Here is a 22,364-nt window from a genome sequence, read left to right on the forward strand (position 1 = left end):
GCGCTTCTTCTTGTGATATAGCGAAGATGAGACTTAGTCTCTGGTACGGGTTTCGGGCTTTACGCGGCCAACGATGAGCCAGGCGGTTGGCATCAGGATGGCAGCGATGATGATCTTTATCAGGTCACCTGGAATAAAGGGGAGCATACCCGCGACCAGGGCGTGGGTAAAGCTCATATGAGCGACCACGGCTAGCCAGGAGACGCCAAGGGCATAAATAATGGCGGTGCCGGGCAACATAGCCAGGACCGATGTCAGGAAACTGCGGTCCAGTCCACGCTCACACAAATAGCCAACCACAAAGGCGGCGATAGGATAAGACCAGAGATAACCGGCGCTCGGAGAGACCAGGAGATACAGGAATCCACCGCCGCTGGCGAAGACTGGGAGTCCGGCGGCACCTTCAGCTAAATAGAGTAGCATGGCCAGTGCGCCACGTCGGCTACCAAGGGTTGCGCCTGCCAGCATTACCACCAGGGTCTGGAGGGTGAGGGGAATAGGCGTAAAGGGGAGATGGATGCTCACGCGAGCGGCCAACGCCATCAACAGGCTGGTCCCGATCACCAGAGCTCCATCTTTCAATAACGCCTGACTCCGTGATGAAGGTGACGGACTGATATGATCGATAAGGGTTGTTCCGGGGGCAATTGCCATAGAATAGATGCTCCTTCTTAAATCAACAAAGATTTATGTACTTAGGAGTATTATACTATCAAAAATTCCCTCTGGTGGTGGCTTTCTTATCTTATCTTACCCGTCAGGCCGGATCAGGCAATTAAATCCGCATGATCATAGCGCGTATCATTGACGCGCCGCGAGACCGGGCGAGCCTCCATCTCCTGAGCTGGATAGGCTTTGAGCAGTTCTTGCAAGAAATGATCATCCTTTTGTTTTGGGTCCAGCCATTCCTCGCGTGCCTCTGGTAACAGGATCGCGGGCATACGATTATGGATCGGGGATACAACAGCATTCGGACTGGTCGTAATGATCGTGCAGGTACGTATCTGCTCACCGGCAGGATTCTTCCAGCTATCCCAGAGTCCGGCGAATGCGAAGGGCTCGTGATCTTTCAGCGTGATATACATCGGCGTCTTCAGCTTTGAACCTGGCTCCTGCATCCACTCATAAAAGCCATCCGCCACAATCAGGCAGCGGCGACTATGCAGCAGGCGCTTAAAGCTCGGCTTCTCAGCCAGCGTCTCGGCACGCGCATTGATCATCTTGCTCCCCATACTCTCATCTTTGGCCCACGATGGAATCAAGCCCCAGCGCAACAACTCCAGATGGGGATCTGTCCCATCATTCATGATCGTCACAATATCTTGTGTCGGAGCCACGTTATAGCGTGGCGTTTGCTGCATAGATTTGGGAACGGCAACATGAAATGCCTGCCCGATACTTTCAAGATTATGGAACAACGTAAAGCGACCACACATGGCGTTTCCTCCTTAGACCTTTCTCAATAAGCATATATAGTGCCTAAAGATATTCTTCTTTAATACGCTAGAAGCGGTCATCCAGACGTCCCCAAACCCCAAACCTGGAGAATCCGGCCATGGCTGGATTCTCCTCTGTTCTGGTATCACCTGAAACGGTGTTGTTGTTATTGTGTGCCCAGAGATGTGGGTTAGCCAGTAGCGCGAGGATCGAAGGCATCGCGCAAGCCATCGCCGATGAAGGAGATGGAGAGCACAATTCCGGCCAGGATGAGGGTTGGGAAGATGGTGTCCCAGGGATAGACCTCAAGGTAGTTGAGACCGTCAGAGATCATGAGCCCCAGGCTGGAGCCCGGGTGGGTGACGCCAAGGCCGAGCAGGCTGAGTCCGGCTTCTCCGATGATGGTTCCGGCGACGTTGATGGTTGAGGTGACGATGACGATGTTGAACAGGTTGGGCACGATATGGCGGAACATGATGCGGGTATCGGGGGTTCCGGATGTCAGGGCCGCTTCGATGAATTGTTGTTGCCTGATCTGTAGGGTGAGGCCACGGACATAGCGTGCCATTAATGGCCAGGAGACCAGGGCGAGTGCCAGCGAGACGATGACCAGGGAGGCATTGCCGTTGCTAAGGAAGGGGCCGACCAGTGGTAGTTTGCCGAAATAGTCGTTGGCGGTTTGCCCAAAAATACCGGTGAGCAGGATGGCGAAGAGTAAGCCTGGAAAGGCGAAGATCAGGTCGGTAAAACGAGCCAGCAATAGATCGACCCAGCCTCCATAGTAGCCGGCCAGTACGCCGACCGTGACGCCCAGGCCCACATCTACGACCTCAACCAGGAAGGCTACGGTCAAGGAGATCAGCAGTCCCTGCATCAGGCGTGCCAGCATATCCTGTCCAAGTGCATCGGTTCCCATCCAGTATTGTGCTGACGGTCCTTGATTGATTTTACTCAATTCCTGATGATCATAGCTATGGTAGACTTCCGGCCCGATTTTTCCTTGCAGGTCGCTACTATAGACGCCACCAATATGTTGATAAATAGGGGGGCCGAGCAGGGCCAGCAGGATCAGAAATACGACAAAGCCCAGGCTGACCATGGCGCGTTTATCACGGCGAAAATGCTGGAGCGACTCACGGAATGGGCTGGGATGTTTTTTGCGTTCCTCTTTTTGGACTTCAGGCGGTAATTCAGCGGGTATGGTAGCCACTTCAGCCAGAGGATCCTCTTCGGCTAATGCCGGCCCATCCAGTGTATCCTGTCCCAGCACCTCGGGAGCGGGTGCGAGATCTGTGGTCGTGTGTGTCTCTTCTGCTTGCACGTTGGTGTCGGTGGCCGTATTGGAAACGTCTGTTGGCGTTTCTACAAACTCCTTCTCATGTTTATCCATCGTCCGTCTTTCTCCATTTTCTCTTTTTTTCGTCATAGCTGTTGCGTTTACTCGGATTGAATGCGTGGATCGACGATGCCATACAGGATATCTGAGAGTAAGTTGCCGAACACGACACCGATAGCGACCATGATGGTTGTGGCCTGTATCACTGGATAGTTGCGTTGCGAGACAGCCGCCACGGTGATGTTAGCGATACCGGGGATGCTAAAAATATTTTCAATAAAGAAGGATCCGGTCACCAGCAGTCCAAGGAGCAGTCCAATGGCGGTAATTAAAGGGATGATCGCGTTCCGTAACGCATGGCGGAACACCACGGCCCGTTCACGCAGACCCTTGGCTCGCGCGGTACGTACAAAGTCCTGACGCAACACTTCCAGCATGGTGGTCCGTGTCAGGCGCGCGTAATACGCATAGCCCGCAGCCCCATAGGTCAGGATCGGCACCAGTTTATACTGGATATCGCCCCAGGTATATTGCCAGGAATCGCCCCAGCCGGATACCGGCCAGCCGACGCCCGTTTTGTCGATCCACAGGATCAGCAGTTGGACGAAGACAGCCAGGATAAATGAAGGCAGGGAATAGAGGACCAGGGCCACACCCATATTGAGTGTATCGAGCCAGGTATTGGCCTTCAGGGCCGCCACAATCCCTATCGGAACGCCCATTAAGAGGGTGACGATCGAGCCCCACAAAGACAGCTCAACGGAGATGGGAACGCCATCCTTCAGAATATCCCACACAGGACGCTGTTGAGGATGGAAGGAGGTCCCTAGATCAAAATGTGCCAGCCTGACCAGATAATTCAAATACTGCTCATACCATGGCAGATCAAAGCCGTACGCATGGCGCAAGTTTTGCCAGAGCACCGGATTAAAGTGATCCCCCATAGATTCTTTAATCGGATCTCCTGGTGCCAGATAGCCCAGGATAAAGGTGATAAATGTGACGCCCAGTAAAATAAAGATCAATCCTACCAGGCGTTTGAGTAGGAAGCGAGTCATAATGCTATTCCTTTTATGATGTACATGATGCTACTCAGCCGGGGGGCGGGCCGGGGACGAGTACCCGGCCCATTTCTTGTGAGCATTATATCAGGAGTTGAAAGAGTCTAAGTGCTGAACGCTACTATTTGGCGAAGTAGATATCCAGCCAATCTTCCGTGGACTGACTACCCAGCGGCTGCAGTTTCCAGCCTTTCAGCTTGGTATTAACCAGGTAACTGTAGGAAGACTGATAAGTCGTGATGTAGGGGACATCATTCACGATTTTCTGTTCGGCATCCTGGTACATCTTCAGGCGTGTAGCCTGATCAGGCGTCACATCCGCTTTAGCCAGGAGATCCTGGACCGCTTGCTGATCCGTAGCGGTAGCAGACTTGTTCTGGCCATAGTTGAAGTTGTTATAATTGGCACCCTTCTCAAAGAAGAGCGAGGTCCAGTCCTGTGGGTCCAGATAGTCGGCACCCCAACTGGCGTACCACAACTGTAAAGGACCATCCTTACCGGTGGTGGCGAACTGCTGGCTAATCAGGTCATTGCCTTCTACCGCCACCAGTTTGACGTTGAAGCCCAGTACCTGCTTCCACTCGTTCGCGACGGCCGCCATGGTGTCGGCACCGGCTTTATAGCTCTGCGAGTAAGCCAGTTTCAACTGTGGCACATCGGCAGCGCTCTTATAGCCCTCTTCCTTCAAGCCTTCCTGGAACAATGTTTTGGCTTTGGCTGCATCACCTGCGTTAGTGGTGACACCACCAGGACCTTTCAGATCTTTGTTATAGCCAGGAATACCATCCGGGATGATATGGTAGCTTGGGGTCACCGTTTTACCGATGATGCTGCCAACGATCAGATCTTTGTTCAGGGCCAGCGAAAGCGCCTGACGGATCTTGATGTTGTCCAGGGGTTTGACCAGATAATTCATCGCGATATAACGTGTTGCCAGAGCCGGGGATTCCTGATAGCCAGGCAAGTTACGGTTCGCATTGTCCAGTGCGGGAGGAACCGGCGCGAGATCGAACTGTCCGGCCTTCATCGATTTGAAGGTACTATCGCGGTCGCCAGTGATTGTATACTGGATCTCCTGCAATTTTGGCTTTTTCCCATAGTAGCTCTCGTTTGGCACTATAACCAGTCCGGTGGTGTGGCTATAGCTCTTCACTTTGAAAGGACCATTGCCGGCACCTTCTTGTAAGTGGTCAGTCCAACTGGCCCCATATTTCGTTACCAGCTTCTGGTTTACCACATCTCCGGTTGAATAGTTTAGCGCCTGTAAGAAATAGGACGCTGGCTTACTGATGATCAGATCAATGGTGTTCGCATCTTTGACAACGATGCTATCGCCGATCAAGGTTTTCACTTTGCCGGCTGAAAATTTGTCATAATCTTTGAGCAAGCCTAAATAATTACTCACCTGTGACTTGGTCGCTGGATCAATGACACGATTCAGACTGTAAGCCACATCATTGGCATCCAGTTTGTCGCCATTGCTGAACTTCAGACCGCTTCTCAGTTTAAAAGTATAGGTCAGACCATCGCTGGAAACCTGGTGGGATGCGGCCAGCACATCATGGATATTACCCTTGTCATCGGCACCAACCAGACCCAAAAAAAGAAGGTTGTAAGGTTCTCCCAGACCGCCGGCTGTCAATGCTGGATCAAGTGTGTCAAAATCGCCGCCAATGGCTGGTATGCGTAAGACTTGCTTCGCTGCCATGGGGATCTGTGTGCTTCCACCTTTGTCATTCGCAGTTGATCCGCCCCCACATGCGGACAGCAGCATGACCAGAGCACCCAAAATACTTGCAATGCTTAGTAATCCAGATTTCTTACGGATATGGCGCATGACGCCTCCTTCGCTGAAAAATAGAATAAACAAATGCTCACAATAATTATACGTGTCTTTTGATGACTTTCTCTCAAAGATTTGTCTCTCTTTTAAAGAGAACTTAAATCTCCCTTAAAAGGAATTTTAAAGAATTCCCTTAATGATCGAATAGAATCGCCTTAGCGACTTTATTGATCAACAAAGTCAACAATGTGTTTGTATTATGAAGTATATCTTTAACCTTGTCAATGTGTTGCCACGATATAACACGACATCACCTTCAAAGAGGTTACATGGTGTCAGTATACCTGTGTTTTGAATCCAGGTTTAATTATATGCTGTGGGAGCGGGCCGGAGAACCTGCTACCAGGCTCCCCGGCGATCATATTTATTTATGTGCGAGGTGTTTTTTGAAATAGGTCCAGGAGGTTTCATTAGGGCGGGTGAACTCGTCTGGGGCATGCATATATTTGGGATCGCGCTGCTCAACATAGGTGCGAACCTGGACTGGCAGTTCCTGATAGCCGGCGGTCAGCTTATAGCCGCTGCACTGATAGAGCAAAGAGCCTGGTCGATCAGCCATCTCCATCCAGGGGAGCCATGGTCCCAGACGGGTCCATGAGATGTCGCAGGGGATTGAGAAGAGATCGGGATTCTCGGCATCCTGCTGGCTAAAGAAAAACTGGAATAGTTCTGCTCCCTGGTAGAGATCGTTCTGCGAATATTGTGGGTACAATGATCGGGGCAGGGGTGATGGATAGGCCAGCATGATATCCATGCTCGCGCACAGACGATCCTGGCCTAGTTGCGCGATCGGTAATTTGAACTTCCCATAGGGACCATCCAGGAGATATTGCTGGTTTACCGGATCATTCCAGACATGCACCACCTCAACTTCCTGTTGCGTAAAAGGATTCTGCCAGCGCTCAAGAATGGTGCCAGCGGCAGGATCTTTATAGAAGGTCACTTCGCGCATCAGGTGCTGATAGCCACCCTCTATCTCCATACAGCGACCGACATTATAGCCATCGATGCTGAAGAGCAGGCGGTTTCGCTCTCCAGGGATAACACTATAAATGTTGCCGCTCCACATAAAGATAATCTCATCTGGCTTGAGCGATGCACGTACTTTGACAAATGTCTGTAACAGATTCTCTGATTGAGTGAGATCTAACATTGAGTATTTCTATCTTTCTAGCTATTGTATAGCGAGAACTAACGCACGCTCTTGATGCGCAACACCAGAATACCGCCCAGTGCCGCCAGAACGCCTGCTACTGCGAAGAGTGCTGGATAGCCCAGGCTATTGACCAGTGTGGCGGCCAGGATTGGTGAGACGATCAGCGGAATTGATAGGGCCAGATTAATGATGCCCAGGTCTCGGGCGCGATCATTGGCTGATGGGAGTACCTGGGTGATGAGTGCGGTATCAACGGCCAGATAGCCGCCATAGCCCGCACCCAGCAGGACCGCGAAGACCTGCATAGCCGGCCATGTTGGTGAGATGGCAGGAACAAACAGGGCGACCGCGATCAACAATGCCGACGCGATAACCACCGGCTTACGGCGTCCGATCCTATCTGAAACAATGCCGGCCGTAAAAGAAAAGATCAGGATCATGATCGTCATGATGCTTTGTACTTGCAGCGTTCCTTGCAGCGCCTCTTTACCGGGGAAGAGTCGGGCATAGTGGAGGCCATCCTGGATGTAGTATTGTAAATAGGCCGAGACGGCATAGTATCCCAGGAATAGCAGCAGGCGTGTTACCAGTCCCCAGGCAAAATCGGGATGCTCACGGGGATCAACCCAGAAGCGTCTCAAGAACTGTCCAAACTGAAAGGGAGCCTGTGCCTCTTTCGGTAGGACGCGGTCCTGCAAAATAGCAAAGAGCAGCAATACTGCAACGATAAGGAGCACTATGAAGACATAGTAAGAAGTAACCGGCGTGTTCTTAAATATGACCGCCACCACCACACCACCCAGCACCGCGGCCAGCGGAATAGCCAGACCGGCGTATGCTGAAATCATGCCACGTCTACGAACCGGCACCTGATCCGGAATAATTGCCTGGATGACCGTCAACAATGCGGCACCGAAGAATTGTAATAATGACCAGCCGACAACGATTAACCAGACGGTTGGAGCATTAGCCAGCAGTACAATGACAGCCGAGGCGCACAGCATATGAATCAGCATCCAGAAGCGCCTGCGACCCAGACGTGACGTTGAGCGATCACTGAGCGCACCGGCCAGAGGGGCCGAAATAAGATAAAAAATACCGCCAATAGATTCAACAATACCCAGACTGGTCACATGGTTAACCGGATCCAGCGCTTGAATTTGATGTGGAATCAAGTAAATAATAATTGGGAGCAGGATCGCATTTGTGGCCAGATTAGCCAGAAAATATACCATTTGAAAAGTGGCGCCGGCCTTGCTGGTCTGTTCCTCTACTCCGGAGTCAGGAAGTGCCGTATTCGCAGTCGCCTCCGATGAAGCAGTAGCATCACTGATGTTTTTAACATCAGACATGATTAATACGTCCTTTCTTGATTGGGACTAATATTTCCTGTATTATGCGGTCGCACATGAGGTAATCTATCAGAGGCGGGTCGGCCCTGTTGGGGTCCACCATCGTTCCATTGATAGCGTGTGGACGTCGGGAATGGTTGTTGTTCAACACTAGAACCTGGGAAAGGTCTTTGATCAGGACTAGAAGGAGAAAAAGGTCGTTGTTCGGCAGGGAGTACCGTTGCGCCAAGCGCGGTTAACATGCGTTTTCCAGCCAATGAATGACAGAGTGGTGGCGCGATTCTCTGTCCTCGACGTATATTCTCAATATAGATGGCAACCTTCTCGATATCCTCTTGTTGCGCCGATAACTCTCGCTGGTCATGCGCGAACTGCTCATAGCGTGCCAGCAAATTATTCAGCGAGCGACCAATCTGCCAGATTGCATCATTGGCACGTACAGGGGCCCGAACCGCATAGTTACCGTTCGCCGCCTCGCGGTGTACCAGGAGGATCTGTGTGATTTCAGACTCTAACTGCTCCTTTTGTTGGGAAATCTCACGTGCCTGAATTGTCACCTGATTTTGGGCCGTTACAAGTTCTTCAGCACGGTCAGCACGTAAAATTGCCTTTTCTATGCTACGCATCCCCAACCAGTTCACGATCGCAATAACCAGCAAAACCGCCGCAGGACGAATCAACCAGATAGCCACACCGCTGGTACCCTTAACGCGCTCGATATCAGCACCATGATGTTGGAAAAGCAGGTTGAAAACGATAAAAGCAATCGCAACTATCGTAAAGGGAAAAATAAATTTTCTAGGAATAAAGAGGCTACCTAGAGCAATCGGATACACAAAGAAATCATAGGTCGGAAAAAGATCAATTGCCGAGGTTGTAGAAGGAGTAAAGGCGATCACAAATATGATTGAGAGCAACATCGCAGAAACCAGCAGGATCGCAGACACTTGCGTACGACCCGCTCGATTCAAAAATGTCAGTAGCCCCAGAAATAGCGCGAAAATCAGCACAAAGATCACACTCATAAAATGGCTTGAGACCAGGGCAAGGATCAAGTCAAAGACGACGAAACAAGCCACGACGAAGAGAAAATAGGCTGTTAGCTCTGCTTTACGCATCTTCTCGCGTAACAGCGGACCCGCCATCGTCTGCTCATTGCGTGGGGGAGCCGCTAGATTAAGCCACCATCCCCAAAATCCTGAGCGTGCATCCATAAGTTGAGTGACACTTTTCATCTCAACCTGGGCAGATCTTTTTGACATACTACAAATCTTCTCTCTAAAATAGAATCCAGGATGATATATATAATGAGTAACTCTATATCTGCTCCTTTACTTTTCAGGATTCTATTTGATTTTTACATTAGCTAATATCTATATCATCGCGTATAGAATAGGCAAATATCAATAAAATGTCAAGGAGCAAGTACGCCTTTTTCCCATAAAAATATACTTCTAATTGCTGAAATTTATTCAAATTTAATGTTCATATGTAAAAATATTAAATTTGTGATCATAAAAGAGTGATGCTCATTTATAAGCCATCCATCCTTTTATCCGTTTACATGGCAAATGGCATAAAAAAATGCTACGCTTAATGGGGTGTAGCTCTTGCCCATATGGCGCTTGTGTCGCACTGAACTAATAATGAAATACTAAATCGCTATCGTTTTTATATGAGCAGCCAAAAAGAAGTATCTATGATGAAAACTAGCTTGCTTCAGCGCCGGAGAAGGACAAATATATTTTTGCTTATGCTTGTCCTTCTCGTGAGCCAATGTATAATTATCCCCGCCCCCGTTATGCTTCAGTCCGGGCCTCTCCAACTCAATCGGGCTCAGGTTTCGACCTCTGGTCCAGCCGCATATGTAAATCCTTTTATCGGTACGAAACCTGGGGGAGCTCATTTTGGTGTAGTAGGAGATAATGGAGATACCATTCCGGGGGCTGCATATCCAACTGGCATGATGCAGTGGAGTCCGGATACACCTTCGCCTGTTCCAGGAGGCTATTTTTATCCTGATTCCAGCATGAAAGGCTTTAGCCTGACCCATTTCAGTGGACGTGGCTGTCGGTCCGAGCAGGATTTTCCTTTTATGCCGTATATTGGCAATGTCACCGCATCGCCCGCGACAAATGCTTCATTGTATCAATCTACTTTTTCTCATAGTACAGAAAGTGCCCATCCCGGCTACTATTCCGTCCAACTGGATAAGCCCGAGGTCAGGGTGGAACTGACCGTCGCTGCTTTAACCGGAATGGGACGCTTCACGTATCCCGCTTCCTCTTTATCTACCGTACTTATCAATGCAGGTGGAAGTGCTCTTGGTAATAGTGCAGCTATGGTCGCGCTTGATCCCACGAATAATGAAGTCAGTGGTTCAGCCACCAGCATAATTGGTTGTGGTAAGTCTTCCTATACTATTTATTTTGTGGCCCAGTTTGATCATACCTTCACCAGATGGGGAACCTGGAATGGAGCGACTGTCCAGCAGAAATCGACTGGCACGCATGGTCGTCGGACCGGAGCCTTTGTGACCTTTGGCACAAATCATGTTCCAGTTGTACATGTGCGCGTTGGTATCTCATATGTGAGTCTGGCTAATGCGCGCGGCAACCTGCTTGCTCGTCGACCTGGCTTCGATTTCAATGCCATGCAGACCAGTGCTGCCGCCGCCTGGAACCAGCGACTCAACACGATTAAAGTCACAGGCGGCACAGCCGCGCAAAAGACCACCTTCTATACCGCGCTCTACCATAGCTTCTTTCATCCCAACCGTTTCAATGATGCAAATGGGGAATATCTAGGCTTTGACGGCAAGATTCACACCGTCCCGAGCGGGCACATCCATTTTGAGAACATTCCAGGCTGGGATGCCTATCGTTCACTGATGCCCCTTCTCTCGATTATTTCTCCTCATGATGCCAGTGATATCGCGCAATCATTAGTTGATGATGCTGTCCAGGGAGATGGCCATATTCCACGCTGGGAGCAAGCCAACGTAGATTCCCATGGCATGAATGGTGATGGTGGTTCGATTATGATTGCCGATGCTTATGCCTATGGGAACACACATTTTGATACGCAGGCAGCCTTGCAGGCCATGATCAATGGACAGCCGCAACTGCGTGAAAGTTACGCAGACTATATATCTCTGGGCTACATTCCCGCCGCTATGAAAAATGATGCCGCCTCGACCACGCAGGAATACACCAACGCCGACTTCGCCATCGGACGTTTCGCGCAATCCCTGGGGAAGCAAGATATTGCCAGGACAGCACTAAAACGCGCACAAAACTGGCGTTTGCTCTTCAATAGCAGTAGTGGCTACATCCAGGTTCGTGAACGCAATGGTAGTTGGAAGCCTGATTTTGATCCGGCTCGCATCGCAGGCTTTACCGAAGGCAATTCCGCGCAGTATAGTTGGATGGAGCCCTTTGATCTGCCACAACTGTTTCAAAGAATGGGAGGTAATGCCACCGTCGTGCAACGCCTGGATACATTCTTCAAATACATCAACATCGGCCCCCAGAGTCCCTATAGCTTTATGGGCAATGAACCCGGCCTGGGAACGCCCTGGGAATATGATTTCGCGCAAGCGCCATCCCATACCCAGGCCATTGTGCGTCGTATTCAACGTCAACTTTTCAATAGCACCCCTAATGGCCTCCCTGGCAACGACGATGGCGGAGCCACCTCATCCTGGTACGTCTTCTCCGCCCTGGGCATATATCCCGAGGTACCGGGTGTCAGCGGCTTTGTCGTTGGCAGTCCAGCTTTCCCATCCGCCACCATCCAACTGGCAAATGGACACACACTGACCATCAACGCACCTGAAGCCAGCGCCAGCAACTTCTATATCCAGAGCCTGAAAATCAACAATATTGCCAGCAGCCAGCTATGGCTCCCCTGGAGCAAAGTTAAAAATGGAGCCACCCTTACCTTCAGCCTGGGACAACACCCTAATAATTGGGGAAGCCGCCTCAGCGATGCTCCGCCGGTCTTCTTGCCTGCCTAACCCTGACGCAGAGCACAAAAGGTGACAAACCAATTGATTTCTGGCAAAGTAAAGGGACCTGAATACAAACTTTGAACGATAGGGGTAATCACATTGGCTTCACAGAAAACACGAAGAAACACTGGCATCATCATTCTCTCACTCGGATGCATAAGTATCGGCACTGGCATCTGGGGCTTTGTTGTCGCTCCCGGCTGGACAAACATCGTCTCAATAATCATCGGAGGAATCCTTATCGGGGTGGCCACGATCTTTTTAATGCTCTCCCGCAAATATTAAAGAGATTGGCTGAATCCAGCCAGGAGCATGTATCGTGATCTAACATGAATATCGATGCTAAGATGATTTTTGATGTATGTTTGCATTAAATAATCATGGGAAGGATAAAATTCATGTTAAACCAGGATCAAGATGACAAACAGTCCAGGAATTTGCTTGCCCAAAAGTTGCCTACCAAATATGGTGTGATTTTAATAATCGTCTGCATATTACTGTATTTTGGTATCGCCATAGGAACAGGCAAGACTCAGGCACAAGTCTTTAATGACTTGTTACATATGCTATTGTATCTACCAGTATTTATAGTCGTAGCTTTGTTCTATCATTATTTTCTACGTAAGAGAATATAAAATTTCTTCTGGCGATATCATGATACTGGTTAGCCGGCAACACCCGCCTGAGATGGCGTATAACATACGCTGGCATTTAATATCTCAGGTGGGTGTTAGATCGTATGTATAGTTCTTATTCGTCTATATCTTTTATATCGGCCCTTAGATGGAGTTGATAGTTGAGGGGCTGCTCAGCCAGTTGAAAAAGGTAAAATATTGCACTCCACTGCTCGCCATCTTTATCTTGAAACTGCCAGCTACTCCATGCTGAATGCGTAGCCTGCTCATCGCTGATTTTCTGCCAGCCTGCTTGTCGTAATTGATCTGCGTAATGATTGTCTACACTATCAATACCCATCTCTTGTTGAAGCTTTAATGTTGCATTGGTAGACACACTAACGCCATTACTACTACCGCCGCCACCATTTTCCTGGGAAGCGCCCGCTGGTGGGGTGAGGACAGGAAAGATAGAGAACAGGTCTGGCACACGCCTGTGCATTAGCCGTTGTCTATGAGCGTTCTTATCTTTATCGAGTCGGAGACGTACATCTGTATTATTGGATGAAGTGAGTGACATCAGGATGTTAAGACTCCATTGATGGTAGTTGTAATTCAAATAATTGGAGCCACGACCACCGTGAGTAAAACCACCTTGTCCTCCAGAGAGCTCTTCTGGTATGGACCAGCCTGCCACAGGTAATTCACGTTGATAAAAATCACGGACCTCTTCAGGGGAACGTAGCACATCCAGTAGAATTTGCATCAAGTTAGGACTGTTAACCACTGACCCTACGATAGTAGACGCTTCAAGAAGAGGTAGAGGAACCGGTAGTGGGTCAGGCAGGCTTCCCACAAGCAATTGGGGCTCCTTTGTATCTGGCATAAATGAATGAAATGCTAAACGTAAAGCCAATGTATACAACTTGTCTTGATCCATGGTATTTCTTCTCCGTTATGATAACGTGTACATGTTTCAAGTAGAACAAAATTTCAATTACTGTGGCAGTATAATATATTATGCGTATTTTTGTCTAGCTATAGCATTTGATTGAGAGACATGCATTTTTGCCAGCACACCCATAGGTGGAAGATAAGATTGCTAACATAAGAGTAAGAACATAAGACATGCAGCAAAGTTACATGTGAAGTATCCAATTAATAGACTTTATATACATCCAAATTTTATGTATAGCCTCGATTCGATATGTTATCTTTATTTTATTGCAGTAAAATACTGATATCTCTTTGTTGAGATGGTATTTTTTATTTGATGACACATGATATTGAGGGAACAATGTATACTAGCGTGCAGAGCTATCAAGTGTTACAGCGCGATGCTGATAATAAGGCGCGTATCCAGACGGCAAACGATGAAGTGCTGGAACTGGCTGTAGGTGGTCCTTATACCATTGGCGATGCCCATGATGTCCTGGTAGGCGATATCTGGGTGCTGGCCGGACAGAGTAATATGGAGGGAATCGGCGATCTGGTCGATGTAGAGAAGCCATCGCCATATGTGCATTCATTTCAATCACGAGAGCAGTGGGCGCAAGCAGAAGAGCCGCTTCACTGGTTGGAAGAGTCGCCCCGTCTTGTCCATCATAAGCTGTGGGGACGTGATCGTGTGGAGCAGTCGCTTCAGCGTGACCCCCAGCGAGCCAAAGGCTCCGGACTGGGATTGACCTTTGCGAAAGAGCGTTATGCGCGTACAGGTGTACCCGTTGGCCTGATCCCATCTGCCCATGGTGGTACATCTATGGAACAATGGGACCCACAACTGCGTGATCAAGGTAGTGCTTCACTCTACGGAGCATTGTGCGAGCGCGTCAAAGCAGTCGGTGGAAGAGTTGCCGGCGTACTCTGGTATCAGGGCGAGAGCGACTGCGACCCGACAGCTAGGGAGCTCTATCAACAGCGTATGCACACCCTGATTCAGTCCTTGAGAAGCGATCTCGATTCAGCTACACTGCCATTTTATTATGTGCAGCTTGGTCGTTTTATTTGTGAGGGCACGCCACACAACTGGAATAGTATCCGTGAGTCCCAGCGTATCCTGCAAAACGCGCAACCTGGTATCGCCATGGTATCGGCCATTGACCTCGAACTGGATGATCTGATTCATGTCGGGACCCAGGGACTCAAGCGCCTCGGCCGCCGTCTGGCCGATCTTGTCGATGGTCAGCGCACACCCGATATCCTGACAATAACGCCAGAGCTTGAGCAATCGCGCATTCACATCACCTATCGACCGGTACGTGGTGGCCTGCATGCAATCGGGCGTCCAAGCGGCTTTACCCTACGCAATAGCAACGGGGAAGAACTGCCCTTGATCCATAAAATCACCGTAGAAGGCGACACCGCAACCTTGCACCTGATCGTAACTGAACTGCCAGCGGAAACCTCTCTCTGGTATGGCTGGGGCCACAATCCATACTGCAACATCACCGATGGCGCGGACGCTGCCATTCCAGCCTCCGGCCCCTGGAAACTCTAGAGAAAATAAGCACTATACCATTAAAAAACAAAGAGACCTTACGTTCATCAACGCAAGGTCTCCTTTTTCTGTCTATCAAGCAAGCTAAAAAAGGGCAAAAAAAAGAGCCGAAGGTCAGGATTGAACTGACGACCGACGGTTTACAAAACCGTTGCTCTACCACTGAGCTACTTCGGCTGGTGTTGTAGTCTCTCGACCACAGAAAGCAGTATACACCCTCATGTATGAGTTGTCAACACTTTTTTCTGAGCAATTTTTGACAATCTAATTCTGTGGTTTTTCTACTGTGCTACCTATTTGTGTCCCTTTTTTAATCTCGTCATTTTAGAGTATGCCATATATGGTTGTGATGAGCTTGATTTATTTGTTACTAAGATTCGGTGATTTATTCCTAAGTCAAAATTAATATAAATAGGCCCCTTTCACGAAACTATGCCTTCTTTCTGGCCGTATTCTATTCTATTGGAAGAAAAATTAGTATAGTTTACAGTGTTGGGGGGAGGCCTGTCATGCAAAAATTACAAGAATCACTCCAGATGGATGAAAATATAATGTCTAAAACAATTCTAGTTGTCGAAGACGATGATAGTATTGGCTCTTTACTTGTTGATGCTCTATCACAAGAAACCGCTTATACTACCATTCTGGTGACCGACGGCTTACAGGCGCTAAGGGTTATGTGTACGCTTAAACCCTGTCTGGTGATTACTGACTATCTCTTGCCATATATGGATGGCATCGAGCTTTTCGATCGTGTCCATGCTATGGCTGCTATGGCTAATGTGCCCACTATTTTGATGAGCGCGGATATGCCGGAAAAAGAGGTGGGTAAGCGCGATCTGATCGGTCTGGCGAAACCTTTTGAGTTGGATGAATTATTGGATACAGTAGAAGATTTGCTAGAACGTTCTGCATAATGGATAAGATGATAATTATGTTATCAAGCTGAAAAAGGATGTCAATGATTGGACATCCTTTTTTTGTATGTATTTTATCTGGTTGGCTTTACTGTTCGTCGTCGGCTTTCTTTTCCAGGTAGATCTCATCTAATTTGTAGAGCGTCGCTGAAATGCGCTCAGAGACCAGTGGCGCCACGTTGTCCCAGTGTAATAAGAAGTAGAGGCTACGCAGAACGTTCTTAGAATTGGTGATGCGTGTCCAGCTAACAACGTCGAGTTCGCGTGAGACGGCGCACATCTCTAACCATTTTTCGATAAAGCTATCCTCCACTTGATGGCCCAGAATGATGTGATGTGGAATTTTTGCGAGCCGGATATCTTCTTCGTGGTAGAGTGGTGCGGGCAGGGTCGCAAGTTTGCTCGTAGCAATCAGGATCTCCTGACGATCTTGCGTAGACATGTGTGGATGTTGCGCGCACTCATCCAGGGCATCGGCGAGATGGGCCATGGCGTGTGCCCAGCCTTTATTATCGACATATCCACGCCAATCCTTCTCTTGTTGCGCATAATGCATGAGTTTTTCTTTAGCGTTGACGATGGTCGAGGCCGGAAATTGTGGATTGAGTGCGTCATTAAAGAGTATAGAGGCGATGATCAGGCACGAAAAGCTGCGCATAAAAACGCTGTCCGTCCCGCGTTCGCCGATATTATAGAATAAGTGCTCGTTATCGGTCGTGATTGTAAGTAGTGATTGTAACTGTTCCGTAGTAAGTTTCTGGGTTACAATCAGACCCCGAGCTAGAATCGTATAGCTCAGTTCGTCGCGTAATTCTGGATCTGCCGAGGCAAAATTAGGCAAGAGGGCTTGCGCAAAGGCGAAGGCATCGGTCTCCTCTGGTAGCTCATAATCGTTGTTCGCAATCGCCTGTAAAAATTCTTTATCCTGTGCTTGTTGTATGTCTTGCATGAAGGCTCCTTATTAATACCACGCTCCCACATTACATACGGGCCAGGAACGGCGGATGGTGACAGAATTGTTACTATTTGGAGAAACAGGATGGAGAGACATGCTACGGTTATTATCGGTTGGTCTATGGGGAATAAGTATATTTTCTATCAGTATGAATAAGGAGAGGAATGGCCCATGCCATCCTCTCCTTTGCTGGTATGTTTTAAGCCTGAGCTGGTAGTTCGCGTTGATGCCAGTCGGTTAGCTGCTGATAGGCATGGGCGATACGTAGGACCGTCGCTTCTTCAAAGGCTTTACCAACTACCTGTAGGCCGATAGGGAGTTGCTGGTGATTAAATCCGGCGGGAAAAGAGACCGCAGGCAGGCCAGATAAGCTGAATGGCATGGTGAGACGCAAGTAGGCGCCGGCCGCTTCTTCTGTGATGCCATCTATCTCGACCGTTTTGCCCGCTTGCTCCAGCGGAATCGCTGGTATCGGGATGGTTGGCAGTATAAAAGCATCGACACGTTGCATAATACTGCGCAGTCGGCTAGAGAGGACGCGCCGTTCCTGCTGGGCATCCAGATAGGCCACAGCCGAGATCTGCTCACCTTCCTGGAGTCGGGTGCGTACCAGGTCAGTATACAGCTCACTTTTAGCGGGATACCAGCCCTTCTGGGTATGGGCCAGGGTCGCCTCAGGCTTCTGGATCGTGCGATAGAGTTCCATGGTTGGCCGTGGCAACTCCACATTCACGATCTCGGCTCCCTCCTCTTCCAGGACCCGGCAGGCGGCCCGCCAGGCCATGCGTACCTCTGGATCAAGTGGATCCACAAAGGCGTCCTGAGGAATACCCAGGCGCAGCCCCTGTAGAGACAATGGTCCACGACCCTCGACACCCTCAATTAACGTACTGGTCGAGCGATTTGGTGAGGTTGGTGGTCCTGAAACACTATTGGGATCACGTGGATCATATTTCACAATGGCATCAAAGATGATGGCGCAGTCCTCGGCGCTACGTCCAATCGGACCCACGTGGTCCAACGACCAGCTAAGTGGAACAACCCCATAGCAACTGACACGGCCATAGGTTGGCTTCAGGCCAGTCATACCACAGCAGGCTGCCGGAATACGGATCGAGCCACCTGTATCTGTGCCGATGGCACCCAGGCTCATGCCGGTCGCAACCGCAGCCGCTGAACCGCCACTGGATCCTCCAGTGGTCCGTGTATGATTCCAGGGATTGCGAGTTGGCGGCGCATATGGTCCATAAGCAAACTCAAAGGTATTTGTTTTTCCAATGATAATTGCGCCCGCTTTGCGCAATTGTTCCACCACCATTGCATCCTCGGTTGAAATATTGTGCTCCAACACTTTGGAACTGGCTGTAGTAGGAAAGCCTTTGACTGCGATCAAATCTTTAATTGCGATTGGTATGCCATGGAGTGGACCGCGATACAGGCCGGTACGAAGCTCGCGCTCAGCCTGATCGGCATCCTTGAGGGCCTGCTCACGCAATACAGTCACATAGGCCTGAATCTCATCGTCTACCGCGTCAATCTGTTCTAGTGTCTCTAACACAAGCTCCACTGGCGTAATCAGACCTGAATGAATCTCATCGGCCGCTTCACGTATGGATGTATAGGGCATAGCGCTTCACTCTCTTTTCGCTTAATTTATCGTGTGCTTATGCAATGCTTAGTGTGTGTATGAATCCTATCCCACACTCGTTCCCTGACGGGAACCTGCATGTTTCATGATGTGGTGCAGAAATAGCGCATTCGCGCTATTTCTGCACCACATCATGAAACATGCCTGGGGGGCGCCTGCGCTCCCCAGGCTGGCAGAAAACTCACCACTCCCATTGGGATGGAAGCCATATACACTCAGTTAGTTGATACAATATATTTTGTATGCTCTATTGTATCAGTTTGTAAAGCCCCTATGCGCTATGAGAAGCTATATACTATGTTTGGCCGAGCTTATGCTGTGGCTGGATTTCCCGGCGGCGACCAGGCTTTTTTGCGGCTGGATGTCAGGGGTCGTAGGTAACGCGATAGTGAAGGTACTCCCCTGACCGGGCTGACTATCCACGGTTATGGTGCCTTGATGGGCCTGGACCGTCCATTCTACAATGGCCAGGCCAATTCCGCTACTACTACCACCATCGCGGATACGGGCTGGATCGGCGCGGTAGAAGCGTTCAAAGATGTGTGGTAGATGTTCGGGTCCAATGCCGATGCCTGTATCTTTGATGGTAATAATGGCCTGTCTGCTGTCGTTGGTTACGCTCAACGTAACTGAGCCACCGGCATTCGTGTAGGCGATAGCATTATCCAATAAATTCATGACCATCTGGATGAGTCGTGTTTCGTCACCCATGACGACCGTCGGCCGTAACTGGCCGCGATAAATCGTAATATTGCGTTCTTCGGCCAGCATCTCGGCGTTGGCCGCGACCATATCCGCCATCTGATCCAGGCGTACGGGTTCGCGCTCCAGTTTGGTTTTCCCCTCATCACCACGGGCCAGGGCCAGCAGGTCATTGATCAGGCGCCCCAGGCGCTCTGATTCCATGTTGACATTGCGTAGGACGCTGACATATTCTTCCTGGGTGCTGGCATGGAGTAAGGCGACATCGGTTGTGCTGCGAATGACGGCCACAGGCGTACGCAGTTCATGCGAGGCATCGGCCACGAAGCGGCGCTGGCGTGAAAAGACCGCTTCTAGACTCTCGATCATTTCGTTGAGGGTGACGGCCAGGAAGTGCACCTCATCGCGCGCTTTGGGGACCGGTACGCGTTGATGGAGATCTCCCTCTTTAATGGACCGGGCGGTGCGAATCAAGTTATGGATGGGAGCAAAGGCGCGTGATGCCAGCCAGTAGCTACCGAGCGCGCTAAAAAGGAGCACGATTACACCCATCGCCAGTAATTCTTTCGCGATATGATGCAATGTATCTTGTAGTTCACCTAGAAATTGGCCGACCTGTACTACCGCGATCAATTGACCATCTTTTGTGATGGTACGACTATAAATACGTGCATCTTGTTTGCCATCATTACTTTTAACCGTACCCTGCCATGGTTCGCCCGTTAAGGTCTGGTTGATACTATTTTTTGGTACACTTAGCGTGCGAAACGCTGGCGTTGTGCGATACGGTTTGCCATGGGCATCAAAAATACGAACCAGAATATTATCATTCACGTGGTCATATGGGATAGGACCTTTATCAACCTCGTGATCAAAGCCGGGTAGATCGCCAACTGACTCATGCATCTGTATCCTGCCATCCTCCAGATAGATCTCGCCGGCGATCTGTTCGGCGCGACTTTGCAGGGCGCTATCCAGGCTACCCGCCATTGATGTTTGTAGATGTTTATACAGGAATACACTGGCGCTCAAGAGGAGTAGTCCGAAGATGCAGGTAAACCAGAGCGTGAGTTGTAAGCGGATCCCGAGGGGCCAGAATGGCCGTTTCAATACATTCATTTTACTGGCTCCTTTAACTGATAACCAGCGCCACGGATAGTATGAATGACATCTGGTTCTCCTTCCGCACACAGCTTTGTACGCAAATAGCGGATATACACATCGATCACATTGGAGAGATGGTCGGCATCATAATCCCAGACATGTTCGGCGATCATGGTGCGACTTAATACATGGCGCGGATGGCGTAGCAAAAAGTCTAGTAGCGCATATTCTTTACTGGATAAGGTCAGGCTACGCTCACCGCGCTTGACTTCGTGTGTGCGTGTATCTATTGAGATATCCATAAAGCGCAGGATAGGAGCCTGAGGAGCATTATCCCGCCGTAATAACGCACGGACACGTGCCTCAAGTTCCTGAAAGGCAAAGGGTTTAGTCAGGTAGTCATCCGCACCCATATCCAAACCCTTGATACGCTGGTCTACTTTATTTAACGCCGTGAGGAAAAGAATCGGGGCTGTGATGTCGCGCTCGCGTAATTGCTGACACAGTTCCCAGCCATTGAGGCCGGGTAATAAGACATCCAGGATAAAGAGATTGTATGCATTTGTACTGCCAATATTCAGGGCTTCGATACCTGTAGTCACAAGGTCAACGCTATAGTGACTGTTCTCTAAACCCCGTTTAAGATCAGTCCCCAGTGTAGGATGATCTTCGACAACTAAGATACGCACGCGAGACTCCTTCATAGAGCTGATGATGACATGGGCGAACGCGCCTGACAGGATGCTGAACCAGCACCATGCGTGCTTTGTTGCGGCACAGGAACGGCGTTTCTTCCTCTCTTCTTTGTGATGATATCTACTATAATATCAGAGAAATATGAGTTAACGATGAAGTTTTCTAACAACCAGTCCTTTCGGATCATTTATTTATGGACACTGCCATCTGGCATGGTTGCACCTGCCAGCGATTTGACCGAGGCAAGTTGTGTCTGGGATAATCCGACCACATCCCGTAAATTTGCGCCTGCCAGATTGGCACCTGTGAGATTGGTATTATGCATATCGCAGGCGTGTAAATCGGCTTTTACCAAATTGGTATGTGAGAGATCAGTAAATGTCAGGATCGCATCACTCAGATTAGCCCCATGAAGATCCGATCCACTGATATTCGCCCCGACCAGATGTGTGTCCCGCAGATCGATCGTATCCATTTGAGCCTTACTCACATCTACGCTCTGCATATCCAGCACCACACTATCGTTGTTGATCAGCTTTGTCGTATAGATAAAGCGCATCATCCTCCCTTTATGTTCAGAATCCAGGTGACTAAAGGCATCCCGTGTCAAAGCATCTGCGGCTATTTTCTGTGGATCAGCATGATTGCGCTTATTCAACAATTGATCATGTACCAGCAGATCAGAGATCTTATTAATGTAATTCAGCACGATGCTCTCCTGCTGCTGCTCACCAGCTACATGCAAGAGGGTATTTTGCGTTTGCTGGCTGATCATCTGTGCGTTCTGAGCCTGTGCCCATGTGATCAGCAAAAAGCCCGCACACACCAGCAGTAGCAGCAGCAAAGGTAGCCATATCCTGTTCCACCATCCCTCCCTGGATTGCGGCTCAGGAGCTAGCACTTGCGCATCTTTCAGTCGCTGTTCCTCATCAATCTCATCCGAAGACATATCTTTCATAATTGGCTCCTCCCTCTATATCATAGATAAGAATACTAAACCATTACCAGTGAATAGTAAAATTAGCGTAAAAAAA

The 22,364-nt window shown here is 49.4% G+C and carries 18 protein-coding genes and 1 tRNA gene; 3 read left to right on the forward strand and 16 right to left on the reverse strand.

Translation table 11 applies throughout. The features are described from left to right. Window positions 1-33: 33 nt before the first annotated feature. The 8 genes from EL633_RS10560 to EL633_RS10595 all read right to left on the reverse strand — a co-directional run bounded on the left by EL633_RS10560 (window position 34) and on the right by EL633_RS10595 (window position 9,447). Entirely contained in the window at window positions 34-654 is a 621-nt protein-coding gene (locus EL633_RS10560; RefSeq protein WP_126627139.1) for a biotin transporter BioY, read from the reverse strand. Window positions 655-767: 113 nt separating this feature from the next. Next, entirely contained in the window at window positions 768-1,436 is a 669-nt protein-coding gene (locus EL633_RS10565) for an SOS response-associated peptidase (protein WP_126627140.1), read from the reverse strand. Window positions 1,437-1,627: 191 nt separating this feature from the next. Further along, window positions 1,628-2,827 carry an ABC transporter permease gene (locus EL633_RS10570; RefSeq protein WP_126627141.1) on the reverse strand — a complete coding sequence of 400 codons (1,200 nt, stop codon included), beginning with the start codon at window positions 2,825-2,827 and terminating at the stop codon, window positions 1,628-1,630. A 47-nt stretch (window positions 2,828-2,874) separates the two neighbouring features. Further along, a complete protein-coding gene (locus tag EL633_RS10575; protein ID WP_126627142.1) occupies window positions 2,875-3,831 on the reverse strand; it encodes an ABC transporter permease in 957 nt (318 codons plus the stop codon). Between the two features lie 124 nt (window positions 3,832-3,955). Further along, window positions 3,956-5,671, reverse strand: a complete 1,716-nt coding sequence (locus EL633_RS10580) for a peptide ABC transporter substrate-binding protein (RefSeq protein WP_126627143.1) — start codon at window positions 5,669-5,671, stop codon at window positions 3,956-3,958. 370 nt (window positions 5,672-6,041) lie between these two features. Further along, window positions 6,042-6,830 (reverse strand): DUF1838 family protein, encoded by a 789-nt coding sequence (locus tag EL633_RS10585; RefSeq protein ID WP_126627144.1) that lies wholly within the window; start codon window positions 6,828-6,830, stop codon window positions 6,042-6,044. A 38-nt stretch (window positions 6,831-6,868) separates the two neighbouring features. Continuing rightward, entirely contained in the window at window positions 6,869-8,185 is a 1,317-nt protein-coding gene (locus tag EL633_RS10590; protein ID WP_126627145.1) for an MFS transporter, read from the reverse strand. 2 nt (window positions 8,186-8,187) lie between these two features. Continuing rightward, entirely contained in the window at window positions 8,188-9,447 is a 1,260-nt protein-coding gene (locus EL633_RS10595; RefSeq protein WP_126627146.1) for a hypothetical protein, read from the reverse strand. 437 nt (window positions 9,448-9,884) lie between these two features. Between EL633_RS10595 and EL633_RS10600 the strand changes: the two genes are divergently transcribed. Continuing rightward, window positions 9,885-12,203 (forward strand): GH92 family glycosyl hydrolase, encoded by a 2,319-nt coding sequence (locus EL633_RS10600; RefSeq protein ID WP_161982072.1) that lies wholly within the window; start codon window positions 9,885-9,887, stop codon window positions 12,201-12,203. On the opposite strand, the gene EL633_RS10605 is transcribed toward EL633_RS10600, so the two are convergent. Next, window positions 12,200-12,424: a hypothetical protein gene (locus tag EL633_RS10605; protein ID WP_126627148.1), complete on the reverse strand. Its 225-nt coding sequence runs from the start codon at window positions 12,422-12,424 to the stop codon at window positions 12,200-12,202. The genes EL633_RS10600 and EL633_RS10605 overlap by 4 nt on opposite strands. A 523-nt stretch (window positions 12,425-12,947) precedes the next feature. Beyond that, the gene (locus tag EL633_RS10610; RefSeq protein WP_126627149.1) at window positions 12,948-13,751 is read right to left on the reverse strand and encodes a hypothetical protein; all 804 of its coding nucleotides are present in this window, start codon (window positions 13,749-13,751) and stop codon (window positions 12,948-12,950) included. A gap of 333 nt (window positions 13,752-14,084) precedes the next feature. Here EL633_RS10610 and EL633_RS10615 point away from each other — a divergent pair, with 333 nt between their 5' ends. Next, on the forward strand, window positions 14,085-15,308 hold the full coding sequence (locus tag EL633_RS10615) for a sialate O-acetylesterase (RefSeq protein WP_246039116.1): 1,224 nt from the start codon (window positions 14,085-14,087) through the stop codon (window positions 15,306-15,308). A 105-nt stretch (window positions 15,309-15,413) separates the two neighbouring features. Here EL633_RS10615 and EL633_RS10620 read toward each other — a convergent pair. Further along, window positions 15,414-15,485: transfer RNA gene (locus tag EL633_RS10620), tRNA-Thr, on the reverse strand. A gap of 374 nt (window positions 15,486-15,859) precedes the next feature. Here EL633_RS10620 and EL633_RS10625 point away from each other — a divergent pair. Continuing rightward, window positions 15,860-16,225, forward strand: coding sequence for a response regulator (locus EL633_RS10625; protein ID WP_246039117.1), 366 nt, complete (start codon window positions 15,860-15,862; stop codon window positions 16,223-16,225). Window positions 16,226-16,313: 88 nt separating this feature from the next. Here the strand turns inward: EL633_RS10625 and EL633_RS10630 are convergent, their stop codons facing one another. The 5 genes from EL633_RS10630 to EL633_RS10650 all read right to left on the reverse strand — a co-directional run bounded on the left by EL633_RS10630 (window position 16,314) and on the right by EL633_RS10650 (window position 22,288). Next, the gene (locus tag EL633_RS10630; protein ID WP_126627151.1) at window positions 16,314-17,174 is read right to left on the reverse strand and encodes a DUF2785 domain-containing protein; all 861 of its coding nucleotides are present in this window, start codon (window positions 17,172-17,174) and stop codon (window positions 16,314-16,316) included. A gap of 205 nt (window positions 17,175-17,379) precedes the next feature. Next, window positions 17,380-18,807, reverse strand: a complete 1,428-nt coding sequence (locus EL633_RS10635) for an amidase (protein ID WP_126627152.1) — start codon at window positions 18,805-18,807, stop codon at window positions 17,380-17,382. Window positions 18,808-19,116: 309 nt separating this feature from the next. Next, the gene (locus tag EL633_RS10640) at window positions 19,117-20,649 is read right to left on the reverse strand and encodes a sensor histidine kinase (protein WP_126627153.1); all 1,533 of its coding nucleotides are present in this window, start codon (window positions 20,647-20,649) and stop codon (window positions 19,117-19,119) included. After that, on the reverse strand, window positions 20,646-21,323 hold the full coding sequence (locus tag EL633_RS10645; protein ID WP_126627154.1) for a response regulator: 678 nt from the start codon (window positions 21,321-21,323) through the stop codon (window positions 20,646-20,648). The genes EL633_RS10640 and EL633_RS10645 overlap by 4 nt, the downstream gene beginning before the upstream one ends. A gap of 194 nt (window positions 21,324-21,517) precedes the next feature. Continuing rightward, window positions 21,518-22,288, reverse strand: a complete 771-nt coding sequence (locus EL633_RS10650) for a pentapeptide repeat-containing protein (protein ID WP_126627155.1) — start codon at window positions 22,286-22,288, stop codon at window positions 21,518-21,520. Window positions 22,289-22,364: the final 76 nt, after the last annotated feature.

Origin of the sequence: Dictyobacter alpinus (genome assembly GCF_003967575.1) — a bacterium.
GTDB classification, from domain to species: domain Bacteria; phylum Chloroflexota; class Ktedonobacteria; order Ktedonobacterales; family Ktedonobacteraceae; genus Dictyobacter; species Dictyobacter alpinus.